The 15,723-nt window shown below is 46.1% G+C and carries 13 protein-coding genes and 1 other RNA gene; 9 read left to right on the top strand and 5 right to left on the bottom strand.

All coding sequences use genetic code 11. The features are described 5' to 3' along the window. The first annotated feature begins 38 nt into the window (after window positions 1-38). The 3 genes from aroC (at window position 39) to VL525_RS09870 (ending at window position 3,138) form a co-directional block, all read left to right on the top strand. Window positions 39-1,142 (top strand): chorismate synthase, encoded by a 1,104-nt coding sequence (gene aroC / locus VL525_RS09880; protein ID WP_325385938.1) that lies wholly within the window; start codon window positions 39-41, stop codon window positions 1,140-1,142. 122 nt (window positions 1,143-1,264) lie between these two features. After that, window positions 1,265-2,497: an MFS transporter gene (locus tag VL525_RS09875; protein ID WP_325385936.1), complete on the top strand. Its 1,233-nt coding sequence runs from the start codon at window positions 1,265-1,267 to the stop codon at window positions 2,495-2,497. After that, the gene (locus tag VL525_RS09870; protein ID WP_325385934.1) at window positions 2,497-3,138 is read left to right on the top strand and encodes an HAD family hydrolase; all 642 of its coding nucleotides are present in this window, start codon (window positions 2,497-2,499) and stop codon (window positions 3,136-3,138) included. Before VL525_RS09875 ends, VL525_RS09870 begins: the two co-directional genes overlap by 1 nt. On the opposite strand, the gene VL525_RS09865 is transcribed toward VL525_RS09870, so the two are convergent. Both VL525_RS09865 and VL525_RS09860 read right to left on the bottom strand, forming a co-directional pair. Then, window positions 3,130-5,907, bottom strand: a complete 2,778-nt coding sequence (locus VL525_RS09865; RefSeq protein WP_325385932.1) for a hypothetical protein — start codon at window positions 5,905-5,907, stop codon at window positions 3,130-3,132. The two genes, VL525_RS09870 and VL525_RS09865, sit on opposite strands and share 9 nt — an antisense overlap. Window positions 5,908-5,944: 37 nt before the next feature. Next, entirely contained in the window at window positions 5,945-6,457 is a 513-nt protein-coding gene (locus VL525_RS09860; protein ID WP_325385930.1) for a DinB family protein, read from the bottom strand. 127 nt (window positions 6,458-6,584) lie between these two features. Here VL525_RS09860 and VL525_RS09855 point away from each other — a divergent pair, with 127 nt between their 5' ends. After that, window positions 6,585-8,183 carry a L,D-transpeptidase family protein gene (locus VL525_RS09855; RefSeq protein ID WP_325385928.1) on the top strand — a complete coding sequence of 533 codons (1,599 nt, stop codon included), beginning with the start codon at window positions 6,585-6,587 and terminating at the stop codon, window positions 8,181-8,183. 78 nt (window positions 8,184-8,261) lie between these two features. On the opposite strand, the gene VL525_RS09850 is transcribed toward VL525_RS09855, so the two are convergent. The 3 genes from VL525_RS09850 to VL525_RS09840 form a co-directional block, all read right to left on the bottom strand. Beyond that, window positions 8,262-9,101 (bottom strand): murein L,D-transpeptidase catalytic domain family protein, encoded by an 840-nt coding sequence (locus VL525_RS09850; protein ID WP_325385926.1) that lies wholly within the window; start codon window positions 9,099-9,101, stop codon window positions 8,262-8,264. A 186-nt stretch (window positions 9,102-9,287) separates the two neighbouring features. Beyond that, window positions 9,288-9,866 carry a nitroreductase gene (locus VL525_RS09845; protein WP_325385924.1) on the bottom strand — a complete coding sequence of 193 codons (579 nt, stop codon included), beginning with the start codon at window positions 9,864-9,866 and terminating at the stop codon, window positions 9,288-9,290. Window positions 9,867-9,966: 100 nt separating this feature from the next. Beyond that, complete coding sequence (locus VL525_RS09840) at window positions 9,967-12,399, bottom strand: alpha-ketoacid dehydrogenase subunit alpha/beta (protein WP_325385922.1); 2,433 nt, start codon at window positions 12,397-12,399, stop codon at window positions 9,967-9,969. Window positions 12,400-12,536: 137 nt separating this feature from the next. On the opposite strand from VL525_RS09840, the gene VL525_RS09835 reads away from it, so the two are divergent. The 5 genes from VL525_RS09835 to VL525_RS09815 form a co-directional block, all read left to right on the top strand. Then, on the top strand, window positions 12,537-12,953 hold the full coding sequence (locus tag VL525_RS09835) for a DUF1573 domain-containing protein (RefSeq protein WP_325385920.1): 417 nt from the start codon (window positions 12,537-12,539) through the stop codon (window positions 12,951-12,953). 218 nt (window positions 12,954-13,171) lie between these two features. Beyond that, a complete protein-coding gene (locus tag VL525_RS09830; RefSeq protein WP_325385918.1) occupies window positions 13,172-13,603 on the top strand; it encodes a DUF1801 domain-containing protein in 432 nt (143 codons plus the stop codon). A gap of 69 nt (window positions 13,604-13,672) precedes the next feature. Then, entirely contained in the window at window positions 13,673-14,902 is a 1,230-nt protein-coding gene (locus tag VL525_RS09825) for a pyridoxal phosphate-dependent aminotransferase (RefSeq protein WP_325385916.1), read from the top strand. Between the two features lie 91 nt (window positions 14,903-14,993). After that, window positions 14,994-15,361, top strand: a transfer-messenger RNA (tmRNA) gene (ssrA, locus tag VL525_RS09820). A 249-nt stretch (window positions 15,362-15,610) separates the two neighbouring features. Further along, on the top strand, window positions 15,611-15,723 hold a 113-nt coding region (locus VL525_RS09815; protein WP_325386321.1), incomplete at its 3' end, for a hypothetical protein.

Here is a 15,723-nt window from a genome sequence, read left to right as displayed (position 1 = left end):
ACATTTGCACATACGCATATTTGCACATCTAAAATACAATGGCAGGCAACTCATTCGGGCAATTATTCAGGATAACCACTTTCGGCGAATCACACGGCGAAGCCATTGGCGTCATCATCGACGGCTGTCCGGCGCAGCTACCTGTCGACCTGGAATACATTCAATCCGAATTGGATAAACGTCGCCCGGGTCAGTCTAAAATCACCACGCAGCGTAAGGAAAGCGACACGGTGCAGATCCTTTCAGGCGTGTTTGAAGGAAAGACAACCGGCACGCCGATAGCTATGCTGATACCCAATGAGGATCAGCGTTCCAAAGACTATTCGCATAATGTAGATGTGTTTCGTCCATCCCATGCTGATTATACCTACCTGACCAAATATGGCATCCGCGACCATCGTGGTGGCGGGCGGTCATCAGCAAGGGAAACTGCGGCCCGTGTGGCTGCAGGTGCAATTGCCAAGCTACTCTTGAAAACACAAGGGATCGACATCGTAGCCCATGTAAGCAGCGTTGGGCGCATTAATGCGCCGAATATCGAGATCAATAACGCGCAGGAGTTTATTGATGAGCGCGAAAAGAACATTGTCCGTTGCGCCGATCCGGCGACAGCCGAAGAAATGATAGCCCATATCGATGCTGTCAGGAAAAGCGGCGACACCGTTGGCGGCAAGGTAACCTGCTTTATTAAAAACTGTCCCGTGGGGCTTGGCGAACCGGTTTTCGATAAGCTGCATGCCGATCTTGGTAAAGCCATGCTAAGCATTAACGCGGTACATGGTTTTGAATACGGCTCAGGTTTCGAAGGCAGCGAGATGAATGGTTCGGAACATAACGACCTGTTCGTCAAAAACAGTAACAACGAGATCATGACCCGCACCAATTTTTCGGGTGGCATACAGGGCGGTATCAGCAATGGCATGCCTATCGAATTCAGGGTAGCATTTAAACCCGTGGCAACCATTATGCAAAGCCAGCCCACGGTCGACAGCCAGGGCAACGAAGCCGAAATTTCAGGCAAAGGTCGCCACGACCCATGTGTGGTACCCCGCGCAGTTCCAATTGTAGAAGCGATGGCTGCCCTGGTTATTGCAGATCATTGGCTGCGGAATAGGAATTCCTTTGTTGAGGTAAAAGGATAAAGGTTAAAGGTTCGGGCAGGTCAGATTTGCAAAGTTTTGGGAACTTGGTAAATCTAATATCATTTTCTGATCTGCACATTGGCATATCCCCGCATCTGCACATCATTCAATATATTTGACAGATGCTTTCCTCGCCAATCCAATTATACAAAAAAGCATACAGCGGCCTTTCACGTAATAGCTGGTACCTGTGCCTGGTGATGCTGATCAATCGCAGCGGCACTATGGTGGTACCTTTTATGACGATCTATTGCCATAAAGTGCTTCATTTTACCCTTCCGCAAGCCGGTTACATCATGGGTTTTTTCGGTGGCGGATCAATATTGGGGGCTTTGATCGGCGGCAAAATTACAGATAAGCGGGGGTTCTACTATGTCCAGATATTTGCGTTGCTTTCGGGAGGCGTGTTATTTATTTTACTGGGGTTTCAAAACACGTTCCTTTCAGTTGCAATTTGTTCGTTCATCCTGAGTATGTGTAACGAGTCGTTCCGGCCGGCTAATTCAGCGGCAATAGTGCATTACAGTACTCCCGAGAATAAAACTCGCTCCAATTCGCTCAACCGCCTCGCTGTTAACCTGGGCTGGATATTCGGCGGCATGATAGGCGGTCTTTTGGCGGGTATCAATTATCATATATTGTTTTGGGTGGACGGCTTTACCAATATTTTAGCCGCATTACTTTTATTGAAGCTGATCCCGGCATCTACAATAGCCAAAACGATAAAAAATACTTTCAATACCGTAAGTGATCCCGCACATAAGGATCGTATTTACATCGCATTTATAGTCCTGGTTATTTTATTTGCGACTTGTTTTTTTCAGATATTTACCATGCAGCCTTTGTTTTACAAAACGCAATGGCATTTTAATGAATCATACATCGGTTTATTAATGGGCATCAATGGTTTACTTATCGTGATGTTTGAAATGGTCATCGTTCATAGTCTCGAAAATAAAAGGCACCCGCTGAATTATATTTGCGTAGGCGTGTTATTTGTAGGCCTGGCTTTTGTGTTGCAGAATTTTTTACCTTCAGCAAAATATTCGGCGCTCATCGTATTGTTTTTTATAACCATTGGCGAAATGTTAGCCATGCCGTTCATGAATACGTTCTGGATCATGCGCACCACATCGGGTAACCGCGGAAGCTATGCGGCCTTATACACAACCGCCTGGTCGATAGCCCAGATAATGGCTCCCATAATAGGCGGTCTGGCGATATCATTCGTGAGCTTTGATTTACTTTGGTGGATAACCGGCGGAATATGCCTGTGCGCTTCTGCCGGATGTATATTGCTTTACCGTACAAATTTCAAAAACAAGCTCGTACCCCTTGAAGAAACTGTATTCTGATGAAAAAAGCTGTCATATTTGATCTTGACAATACCATTTACCCGGTGAACTCTATCGCGGGTAACTTGTTTAACGGCCTGTTTGCCGTGCTCGACCAAAACGCGCACTCCATCAATCAAACCGATAACGATGCTGTAAGCAAAATTAAAGAAGAAATGACCCGCCGGCCATTCCAGTACATCGCCGATAAATATGGTTTGGATGAGGATATTCGTAATGAAATGACCGGAGTGCTGCGTAACATGACCTACAACGAACCGATGCGGCCATTTGACGACTATCATCACCTGAGGAAAATATCGTTCGACAAATACCTGGTAACAACCGGGTATCTGAAATTACAATACAGCAAGGTGCGGCAATTGGGGATCGAAAATGATTTCACGGAGATTGTCGTCGTGGACCCGGATGTGAGCAATAAAACCAAAAAGGACGTGTTTGCCGGAATCATGGAGAAATATGGTTACACACCGCAGGACCTGCTGATCATTGGCGACGACCCGGACTCGGAGATCAAAGCAGCTTTAAGTTTGGGTATCGATACTTTTTTATTTGACCCAACGGGCAGATATCACGGGGAAGCATCTACCCATCGTTCCAACAATTTAAAAGATGCGCTGAACGTGCTTAGCTTATTTTGATTTGGCACTAGCTTCCCGCTTTACAATAGTCAATTTTCGCCTCACCGTACCTATATTACCGTTCATATCCGTTCCCTCGGCAATAATGGTATAGGTACGTGGCTCGGTCCCAGCGTAAAAAGTAACGGTTGCTTCACCTTGGGTATCAGTGTGGATATTAGGCTCCCAGTCTATAGTTGACCGCAGATCGGCCATGCGTGATGTATCGTTCAACTTGTATTTCGGCTTATAAAATTGCCTGGGCCAGCTTAGGGCAAGTGGCTTACACAAGTAAGTTCCGGGGGTGAATTCCATTTTAAAGTCGCCCGACCGCGTAGTGATCTCGACAAAGGCCAGCATATCAGGATCTATAATATCAGAAGGATAAAATCTCCTCATATAATTTCCGACGTATTTGGGCGATGCGTTTACTTCAATACCTTTAATATCTTCAGCATTATGGACATTCAGGAAGTCTTTAATCCGGTAACCCGGCGGCAAAACACGTGATAACATTACGCCGTTAACAACAAGGACAACATTCTTATAATTTACCCGGTAAACCCAAACAGGACTATAATTCTTGTCAAGAACAATAACTCCATAAAAACCCGGTATTTTTTCTTCGCACAATTGAAGCCAGGTTTTCTTACCCGCAGCTTCCAGTTCTTTTTCATCCACCACAATATCAGCATTACCAGAGCCATTGAGGTTTTGTGAACCTTTTACTGTTTTTTTGGCGACGATCTTTACTTCCTTCAGCATTTTACCGCCACCCGGGTTAAACTCCTGCTGCCGCATTTGGATGGTATTCTTAAACCGCGTTAACCATGTGGTATCGGCATTCACATACCAGGGTATTAGCAATGGTGTTTTTGGCGCGGCAAAAACAGGCGGCACAAACTCATCCATATCAATATTCACATTAAAACTTTTACCGTGCCTGGTACGGGCCTGTAGGATAAAAATAGCTGTATCGACCCGGGGGAATTTGTTAAATAAAAACCGGCCCTGGTTATCTGTCACCGTGTCCATCACTATGGCGGGCGATTTAGAAAGCAATACCACAGGGGATTTCTTCAGCGCCGCGCCAAGAACGTTCTTTACTTTCCCGCTTATGGTATATTCTTTTTCTGCCGCGAAAGGCATTGCTGTGTTAACCGGCTCATAACTTACCCAACCCTGCGTAAGCAGCAGGTTATCGAGCGCTTCCCAATTCGATGTATCATTTTTAAAGTACCAATTCGCATTTTCCACATATCCCTTCAGATCGGAAGTCAGCAGCATCCGGGTAAGGATGTTGTTCGAGGTGTCTGCTTTTACCTGGGCGTTGTCGGTTACTGCCATTGAGAAATTCCCGGAAACGGGTTGGCCAAGTGTGTTAGTGATCTTAAGATGCAGGGCGATGCTGTCTTTGGGTGCATAGGTTTCCTGTCCCGGTTCTATCTCTATGTGCAGACCGTCGTGATGGTCGATAAAAACAAGCCGCTCGTTCAGCGGCTGTCCTTCGGATTTAGTGAGGATAAAGTGCGTGATGCCCGACGGAAACAAATTTTTGGATATGCGGTGCCTTATAATCGTTCCCTTTTCGAAATTGAAAGCTGCTGCATAGCATACTACTCCCCTTGCTTTCGCTATTAAAAAATATTGATTGCCGGACCGGGCAAGGTCGCCGGTTGCAGAAATCGCTACTTCAATCGAATCACTGTCCATCGGGTTTTCAAGGTGCAGGGAAGTTCCCGAAGATGTTACTACAGGCAAGGCATAATCTTTTGTTAATCCCGGTGACTGGGTAATTCGGGCCGTATAGGTCTCCCCATCCTTTGGAAGCATTTCGAAACTACCCATTCCGTTATGGGTTGAGGCAAAGGAGGCAACCTGTTTACCCGTCTTGTCTACTATCATACCTGTCACATCTTTTTCTCTTCCGTCTTCACCTACCCCCTTAAAAGCAACTTTCGTATTCAGTCCGGCGATAAGGCTTCCGCTTTCCGGCATAAATTGCAGGTCGATGTTGCCCGTCGCCCCGGTTGTGACGGGGACAAAGGCTTTATGCGTTTTACCCGGGTTTTCGATCTGTATTTGCGGGTTTACCGCCTTATCCGGCAACAGAAAATTCACATCGAGCAGCCCGGTGTTATCCGTTTTTAAGACTTGTTTATAAAGCGTCTTTTTACCCGCAATGATCTTCAACTGAAGCAACGAATCGGCGACAGGGTTTTTGTTTACATCTGTTAATTGCAGCTGGGCCCGTACGTGAGCGGTTGTATTCACGCTTATTTTACTGTTGATCAGCCAGTTATTTTCACCGATGCCGGCTACCCTGAAATGCTGATAAAAAAATACATCTTCCGAAAAATTACGCATCCAGTTGGTGTAGGCCCGCAGGGTATAGTCCCCGGCTTTATAGTCTTTTTCGTTTAAAGGTATATCGCCCCACCCAAGGCCGCTGCCAACAGCGAAAATATATTGCTTCACAACCCGGTTGCTGTCGGCGGCGATGTCGATATGCAGGATGCCGCTTTGGGCCGACAGTAAAAAAGTAGGTGCATTGAATATATAAGCTTTGAACCAGAGTGTATCCCCTGTAACGTAATCCGGCTTATCGGTTTGCAGGTAGAGCTTTTCGGCTTGTGATATTTTGGCGACGCTATCCGAATGCGCCGTCAGTGTAACCAATCGTGATTGTGAAGGCGTTGCCTGGGCAAAGGCGCGGATATGCACACAAAGGAGCGAAAACACCACCAGGTACGACAACACATAACTGTATAAATACAGATGCTTTTTCAAAGGATTACAGGTTTATAAAACTAAGATAACGAATATTTTAGTTTTGCAAAACTCTAACTGTAACTAAAAGCTGGCCGGTGTGCCGCATGGTGTGTTCGGCAGCGTGTGTAAGCAGGCCGATAACCGTGGACGGTATCTGCATACGCCCTACTCCGCGTACTTCGGTCAGCGTGCTCTCGTCCGTACCGGCGAGTTGTGCCAATGCTTTATCAACCTGTTTGTTAAAGCGGTCGAGCAACCCCTCCATATCCAGGTTATTGGCGGCTTCCTTGCCCTCGGTTATCAGGTCGCCACGCTGTTCGTCGGTCAGCGCCTCGCCGCGTGCATAGGTAAAAAGCCGGTCAAGCACACCGGCAAGATGCTGCAAATGAAAAGCAGGGCACGCCATACCCGACGGTTTTATCCAAAGGAACACTTCTGGAAAATCCACCATCATCGCATTAACTTCCTCGCGGGATTGCAGCAATGTGTGGGCAACGGGCTGCAATAATGCCGGGATACCCGGTACTGGGCCACGTAACCAAACTTCGGGTTTCTTTTCTGTTTCCAATAGTTGCTGATGTCTTAATAAAAAAATAACAGGTAAAACTTTCCGCGCAAATTCAATATAACTAAATTCGCGCCGCTTAAATGTTCACTTGCTGCCATCAAAATTACCGTAAAATTGTTATATTGTAATGGTTAATAACGAACAACAAAAGCTTAAAGAGAGAATATTATATATGACAATACCGGGCCGATCCCCCAAAACCTTATTCTTCGCATTGGCATTGCTGTCCGGTTTTTTGATAGTCACTATCAACAGTTGTAAAAAGAAACGCAGCGAAATGGGGCAAGCGCTGTATAAGCACACCCATAACCCGGCGTTTAAAGATGCTAACCCTGAGGAGTTTGCGGCAGTATTTAAAAAAGTGTTGGTTGTAAACCGCTCAAAAATGTCGAACCCCGACTTTATGAGCCAATATTATGCATCCAATGGGTATGAACCGGTCTTCGTGCTGAACCACCTGTGGAACGGCGATGTGGAAACAATGGTGAACTACTACAGGAAGGTGAACGAACACGGCCTCGATCCAAAACTATTTAAGCCCGATCATCTTACGGCGATGGTTAGCCGCTTCAAAGCGGCGAAAAGTTCGATAAAAACCACCCGCGAAGCGTATTATGCTATGGCAAAGCTGGAAATAGCGCTGGCAAACTCGCTTATCAATTACTCCGGCGACCTGCAGTTTGGCGTTATGAACCCTAAAAAACTCTATTCGCGCTATTTTATCAAAACAGCCAGGCCGGACAGCCTTTCCATGGGCAGGGTTTTTCATATCGAAGATATGCACGCTTACCTGGACAGCATACAGCCAAAGAGCCCTGAGTACGTGGCACTGCAGAAAGCCTACCTGGATGGTTTCGTGGCAAACAAAATGAGTAAAGAAGAAACCCGCCGTATATTGCTGGTAAACATGGAGCGCCTGCGCTGGAAGAACAAACCAGCGGAGAGCCGTTACGTTTATGTGAATATTCCCGACTTTCATTTAGATGTGATGGACAGCGGAAAATCGGTTTTGGGTATGAAGGTTTGCGTTGGCGAGGGGCGCAACAAACAATACCTTAATTCGCTCGAAAACTATAACGATACCTGCAAAGAGGATAAACCCTTTCCGCACGAAACGCCTTTACTATACAGCGTTATACATAGCGTTGAAGTGAACCCTGTTTGGAACATCCCGCGCAGCATAGCAACCAAAGAAATCATCGTGCAGGCCGCCGACGACCCTTATTATCTAAGCAATAAAGGGATCAATGTGTACCATAACGATAAGCTTGTAAAAGATCCTGAAACCATCGACTGGTCAAAAGTTGACCCGAGAAAGGATGAGTACGAGTTTAAGCAGCAGCCGGGTGAGCAAAACTCCCTGGGAAAGATCAAATTCCTGTTTGATAACCGCAGCAGTGTTTACCTGCACGACACCCCCGCTAAAGACGCTTTCCATTATTCGATGAGAGCCGTAAGCCACGGCTGTGTCCGGCTGGAAAAACCACTCGACCTGGCGCACAGCCTGTTTCGCGATACTACACGCTATAACCTGATAGCCAAAGATATGCAGGAGGATGACCCTACCCCGCAGGATATTGGATTAAGGCCAAAGGTGCCGGTTTATATTACCTACGTAACCTGCTGGGCCGACCAGGATGGCAAACTTCAATTCAGGCGCGATGTGTATGGGCAGGATATTGTGCTGTACGACCACATGAAGAAATTTCTTTACGGGAATATGTGAAGATGGTGAATGGTTAGTAGTGAATGGTGAATTAATTGATAACCGCTCAATATTGACTATTCACCATTCACTATCGGATTACAAACTCGCGTTCTCTGCCTGGTTACCGTCTATTCCCGGGTAAACATACCTGGCCGCAGCCGTTTCATCCAGGTACTTTGAGTTATACGAGTCGTCGTTGCCGTTGATGAAAAACACCGTTTTACCTTTTATATTGGCTATAACTTTTTTGATGAGTTTGCTGGATACTGCGGGGCAGCCTTCGCTCCTGCCCAAACGGCCAAGCGCGTTGATGGTACCTTCCGAAACATACTTTGCGCCGTGAACTACAATGCCTCGCGAACGGGCGTTATCATTAAAACCAGCATCCATGCCATCCAGTTTAAGCGACTGGCCGTGTTTGCCATTGTAAATGCCGTTGGTGATATAAAAACCAAGGCTGCTGGCATGCGAGTCGTTCTGATTGGAGAAATATTGTGGCATATCATCGCCGCTTCCATTACCGTGGGCAACCCAGGTATGCAACAAAAGATCCTTATCCAACAGGTCGATTATCCACATACGTTTGGTAGTGCTTGATTTTGCCAGGTCGACAATAGTAAGCACCGTACTGGTTTGGGGCACATCGTCCGAAGCTTTGAGGTTAAAATAGCCGGTTATGGCTTTTTGAAAAACGCTGTAATCCAAACCAGCCTGGTGTAACTCTGCTGTGTTGTAAATGTCTTCAACATATTGTGAGAACAGCTCCCTTGCCGATCTGCCTTTGTGAAACTTAACCAGGTGCGTTCTGTCGCGGTGTTTGGTAATCGATTCAGCCTTCCAGCTAATAATAGTAATTGAGAGTAGTAACAAGATACAGGTCACCCACGAGAAACGTTTCTTCATCTTTTCCTTTTCCTTTGCTTTACGTTTAATCAATTAAAACGGCTAACCGGCTGTAATTAATCAGGTTATAAACAACAGTTATCACAAATGTAAAAAATTAACTAAGAAAACAAAATCTTTATTTAAGATTATTTCAACTTTTAGTTAATTAATTTACATTAATATTAACTTTAGCCCGTTTAATAGCTTGTACGAAAAAGAAACGCTTTTGTTGGGGAATTATTTGAACCAAATGATTTTTTCGTCAAGAGGCGTGTTCCTGCTGCCTTCTGTATGCTGATCGGTATAGCCGAGATAGATAACCCCAACTACGTGGTCATCCTGGCCCAAATGAAGAAAATCTTTCATCGGTGGCCTTAGCGCCATACCGCCAGTACTCCAGAACGAGGCCATACCCAGGGCAGTAGCGCCAAGCAGGATATTTTGCACAGCACATGCAGCTGCTTCCATTTCTTCAATAACCGGTATTTTGGGCAAACCGCCGCGCTTCATGGTAACGATAATAATGTGAGATGCTTTGTCGCCCTGGGTATACAGGTTGTTGTAAACCCCTTCAGCAAAATTCTCCGGCTCAATGCTTTGCTTATAAAGTTCAGCGTGCTGGTGGCAAAACGCAGGCGGGTTAGAATAAACCGTAAAACGCCACGGTTCGGTGTATCCGTGGGTAGGCGCCCAGTCGGCTAACTCTAACAACGACTTTACCTGTTCGTCAGAGGCTTTTTTGCCATTCATCACGGCCGGCTTGGTGCTGCGGCGGGATGTGATGATATTGGATATGATAGCGAAAATATTGTCCATAGAGAAGAAGAACAGGGTGTTTCAAAAGAATGGCGAAATTAGAAAAATAATGCCCTATTGAAACAAAGATCAATAATTCGTTAAATCACTAATTCAATAATTAATACAGCTCCGGATATTTCGCGGGGTTCGCCTCGTGCATAATAGCGTAAACTGCTTCCACGATATCGTCGGCAGATGGTTTGCTAAAATAGTCTCCGTCGGTGCCGTACGGCGGGCGGTGCTCTTTGGCCGAGAGTGTGCGTGGCTGGGCATCAAGTGAATAATAGCCTTGCTGATGTTCCAGTATCTTTTGCAAAATGTAAGCTGAGCCTCCACCGGGCACGTCCTCATCCACCACCAGCAGCTTGTTGGTTTTCTTTAGCGAAGTAAGGCAAACCTTCTGGCTATCGAAAGGATATAATGTTTGAGGGTCGATCACTTCGATGTCAATACCGATGCTTTCCAGTTCATCGGCTGCTTCCTGCACTATACGGAGGGTTGAGCCGTAAGATACCACTGTTACATCGGCGCCTTCGCGCAATACTTCAGCATGCCCGAGGGGAACAGTAAACTCGCCGACATTGGCCGGCAATTTTTCCTTCAGGCGGTAGCCATTCAGTGATTCGATCACCAAAGCCGGCTCGTCGCCGCGGAGTAGCGTATTATACAAACCGGCGGCCTGTGTCATGTTTCGTGGCACACAAATGTGCATACCACGCATCGAGTTCAGTATCATACCCAATGGCGAACCAGAGTGCCATATCCCTTCAAGCCTGTGACCGCGGGTGCGTACTATAACGGGCGCCTTTTGGCCGCCGCGTGTGCGGTAGCTTAGGGTTGCCAGGTCATCACTTAAAACAGTTATGGAATATAAAAGGTAGTCGAGGTATTGTATCTCGGCGATCGGCCGCAGACCGCGCATTGCCAGGCCCACGCCCTGCCCTATAATGGTTGCTTCGCGTATGCCGGTATCTGAAATACGCAGGTCGCCGTACTTACTTTGCAACCCGGCGAACCCCTGGTTTACATCGCCTATGGCGCCTACATCCTCGCCAAAAGCTACTATGCTTTTATCCCGTTCGAAATTAGCGTCGAAACAAGCATTCAGCACTTCACGTCCGTCAATCGACTTCGCATCAGTTTCATATTGCGCAGGCACTGCCGGAATATTCAGCGGCGATTGCAGCGTGCCGGTAAATAGTTTTGAGTTGAAACGCTCGTTGTTCCGATCGTCTTCCAGTTTAAGCCAGTTTATCAAAGCCTGCCTGGCGTATAGCTTTTCTTTCACGGTCAGCCGCAAGGCTTTCCGCCCTGCAGCGATTACATCTTTTCGCCCCGGGTCGACCACTGATTTTAGTTCGGAAACTATTGTTTTAAGCACATCACCTGCCAGGCTTTCATTTGCAAGTTCCTGTATCAGGCCGGCTACCTGGTTCAGTTCAATATTTACCTCAGCCAGCAAGTCGTTCCAGGCTTCCTTTTGGCATTCGCGAACATATTTTTTTGCCGCGGCTTCCAGTTCGGCCATTTCCTCTTCGGTTGTTATAGCCGATTCGATCATCCACCTGCGCATTTGCAGCAGGCAATCGTGTTCATGTTCCCACCCCAGGCGCGCTTTTGACTTATAACGTTCATGCGACCCTGACGTGGAATGTCCCTGGGGCTGAGTCATTTCAGTAACGTGGATCAACACCGGCACATGTTCGGTCCGGCATAACTCCACAGCGCGCTCATAAGTTTCGCAAAGGGCCACATAATCCCATCCGCGCACTTTAAATATCTCGTAGCCGTTAGTACCCTGCTCGCGCTGGAAACCTTTTAATATTTCAGATATGTCCTCCTTAGTCGTTTGCAAACTGGCCGGTACGGAGATAGCATAAGCATCGTCCCAAATGGAAATGGCCATAGGTACCTGCAATACGCCGGCGGCATTAAAGGTTTCAAAAAACAGGCCCTCCGAGGTCGCCCCGTTGCCTATGGTACCAAAAGCAACCTCGTTACCATTGACAGAAAACTGTTTCAGGTATTCCAGTTCCTTATTTTGGCGGTATAGTTTTGACGCATAAGCCAAACCAAGCAAGCGGGGCATATGACCGCCGGTGGTTGAAATGTCAGCCGCGCAGTTCAGTGTCCCAGCCTGGTTTGCCCAGGTGCCATCGTCGTTCACATAGCGGGTGGCATAGTGGCAATTCATTTGTCGCCCTGCCGAAGCAGGATCCTTTTCGATGTCAGGATGCGCATACAACTGAGCAAAAAATTCCTTCAGGTTACTCATCCCCGTAGCAAACATAAAGGTTTGGTCGCGGTAATAACCCGCGCGCCAGTCACCCGGCCGAAATGCCTTAGCCATAGCCAGTTGCGCAACCTCTTTACCATCGCCAAAAATGCCAAATTTCGCCTTACCTGTAAGTACTTCGCGCCTGCCCAGTAAACTGGCCTGACGGCTTTCGTACCCTATGCGGTAATCGTTGATAACGATCTTCTGAAAATCATCAAAACTGAGTTCAGCCGCATTGAATTTGCTGGTAGTGCTTATTGCAGTTTCTGGCATATAATATTTGGATTAGAAGGCAAAATTATAAAATTCTATTTTGTATTTGTCATACCCCGCACACAAAACCCGTCGTTTAACTAATAGTTTTATATTTACATTAAACCTTTTATATTTGTAATAATCAATACAACTATATGAAAAGATTAATATTACTATGTGCCGTTGTAATGGGTTTCGCCCTTACATCGGGTACCGCTTCGGCGCAAGATAATGAAAAGGCTGAATTTAAATTCAACGAGGAAAAACATGATTTTGGTAAAATTCCGCAGGGCACCCCTGTTACTACCGAGTTTGTGTTTACCAATGTTGGCACCGCACCGCTCATTTTAGCCGAAGTGCGACCAACATGTGGCTGTACGATAGCTGATTACACTAAGACACCGGTAAAGCCCGGTGAAAAAGGGGTTATCAAGATCACTTACAACGCTGCAGCAGCAATGCCGTTCAATAAAACCATTGTCGTAAAATCGAATGCGAAAACGCCCGAAAAATATTTGAATATCGTGGGCGAAGTTATCGCGAAAGCGACGACAGGTACGGGCACCAATTAAGGGGCTGGAGGACCTAACCATTCTGAAAAGATGGTATTTGAAAAGAATATTTACAGAGCTTCGGGTAACCGGGGCTCTTTTTATTTTTGAGCAGTTGCTGATCAATTGCAGATGATGCCCGATTTTGAATGACGAACTCAAAAAAGTGTTAGGGTATGATTAAAAATATAGCGAAATTCGAAAAGACACGATAAGTAACCTATACATCAATATGCAATATGGATGCACAACAACAAATCGAAACCTATATTAACAGTCAGCCTGAGCCAAAGCGCATCGATATGCAGGCATTACACAAACGCATATTGCAAGCGCTGCCCGGATGTAAATTATGGTTTGAAGATGGAAAAAACAGCGAAGGCAAAGTTGTTAGCAACCCTAATGCTGGTTATGGTTCATACACAATAAAATATGCTGATGGGAAAACCAGGGAGTTTTTCCAAATAGGGCTGAGTGCCAACACAACCGGCATCTCTGTTTATGTTCTTGGTATCCCCGATAAAACATACTTAGCCCAAACCTATGGAAAAGAACTGGGCAAAGCCAGCGTGACAGGGTATTGCATTAAGTTCAAAAGTTTAAAAGATATAAACGTCGATGTGCTGGAAAATGCGATACAAGACGGGGTGAAGATCACCGGTGGAAATTAAAACGCTGACTGTTAGATTAACCCTTCTGCAAAAAGGCAGACTTCAAAATATCTTTACTAATTTTGCAGCATGCCAAAAATTTCAAAAAAGGGGCTGCACATGCCGGCCTCGCCTATACGTAAGCTAACGCCGTTTGCCGATAAGGCTAAGCTGGACGGTAAAAAAGTGTACCATCTTAATATTGGTCAGCCGGATATTGAGACACCTGAAGGTATGCTGAATGCCATCAAAAACATCGACTTTAAGGTTTGGGCCTACACGGCTTCGGAAGGCACTTTGGTTTATCGTAAAAAACTAACCGAATACTACAATAAACTGGGCTATAATATTACGCCTGATAACATCCTGGTAACCACCGGCGGTTCCGAAGCTATTACCATAGCCATGATGACTTGCCTAGACCCGGGTGACGAGGTGATCATTCCCGAACCATTTTATGCCAACTATAACGGGTTTGCCTGCCAGAGCGATATCGTGGTAAAACCTATCCTTTCCTATATCGAAAACGGGTTTGCGCTCCCCCCTATCAGCGAATTTGAAAAGCTGATAACGGACCGGACCAAAGCCATCATCATCTGCAACCCGAATAACCCGACGGGTTACCTGTATTCGAAAGAAGAGCTGGATGAGCTAAAGGAACTGGCGCTGAAGCATGATCTTTATATATTCTCGGACGAGGCATATCGCGAGTTTTGTTATGATGGGCGGTCATTCATATCACCGATGCACCTGGATGGCCTGGAACAGAATGTGGTAGTGATGGACACGGTAAGCAAGCGTTACAGCGCCTGCGGTGCACGGCTGGGCTGCCTGATAACCAAAAACAAGGAGATATGGAATGCCGGGCTGAAATTTGCCCAGGCAAGGCTTAGCCCGGGTATGGTAGAGCAAATTGCCGGCGCTGCTGCAGTAGATACTCCAGACAGTTATTTCGAAGCTGTAAATAAGGAATATACCCATCGCCGGGATACTTTGGTAAGTGCGCTGAATAAAATGGAAGGTGTTTTTTGCCCTAACCCGGGCGGCGCTTTCTATGTGGTGGCGCAACTGCCGATAGACAACGCCGATAAGTTTTGCCAATGGATGCTGGAGGATTTCAGCTATAATAATCAAACCGTAATGATGGCGCCGGCAACCGGGTTTTACAGTACGCCCGGCGCAGGGCAAAACGAAGTGCGTATGGCTTACGTATTGAATAACGAAGACCTGGAGAAAGCGATGGCTTGTTTGGACGAAGCCTTGAAAGTTTACCCGGGAAGAACAGTAGGCAGTTCACAGTTAGCAGTGAGCAGTAAATAGTTCGCGGTTTTCAGTGCGTAGTTGGCATTATTTAAGTAAATTTGTAACCTTAACTGCAAACTGGCAACTCAAAACTGCCAACTCCAATAATGGGGTCGACCGGAATTGACAGGATGGAGATAAGTAGGTAAGCATGCAGCGCGTTGGGTGAATTAGCGCTATAATCTGAACGCTCAAACTTACAAATGGCGAAAATAACTACGCCTTGGCTGCCTAATTTAGAATTAGCATAGCCTTTGTCCCGCCGGTTCTCCGTTTCATTGGACCGGCAACCGGGGCATCGAAAAATGGAACTGGCCCGCTGGCGGTGCGATAAGCGGGTAAGATAAAGCACCTAAGGAAGACGGTACAGGTGAGCCACTGACCTTCCCCTTCCCGACAACCTAACAGGGCTAAGCATGTAGAAAGCTTACCTTATACCATGTTTGGACGAGGGTTCGAATCCCTCCGGCTCCACTAAGTTCAATGTTAAAACAGACTAAAAGCCTGCAAATCAAATGATTGCAGGCTTTTGTTTTTTAGTCAAATGGCTATATTATTCACCAATTCGCAATAAAAAGGAGCGTAATTCGGTGAGTAAGTTTTAAAAGTTCCTTACTCACCAAAACGACATATCTATTTGATAATCAATATGTTCAAATTTTGAACATCTTGTACAGATGTGATTGCAAGCTTAATTTTGTTTCACTTTTTAATGCTTAAAACATTATGAAAACTAATTTCAGCTTGCTTTTTTATTTAAAAAAGCCAAAAAACTATCAAGCCGGCCTGGTGCCGATTTATCTACGTATTACCGTAAACGGTAAACGTTCCGAAACTAC

The sequence above is a fragment of the Mucilaginibacter sp. genome (assembly GCF_035492695.1).
GTDB lineage: Bacteria > Bacteroidota > Bacteroidia > Sphingobacteriales > Sphingobacteriaceae > Mucilaginibacter.
The sequence above is the reverse complement of the archived record's forward strand: the minus strand, read 5'-3'. Positions and strand labels throughout refer to the sequence as shown.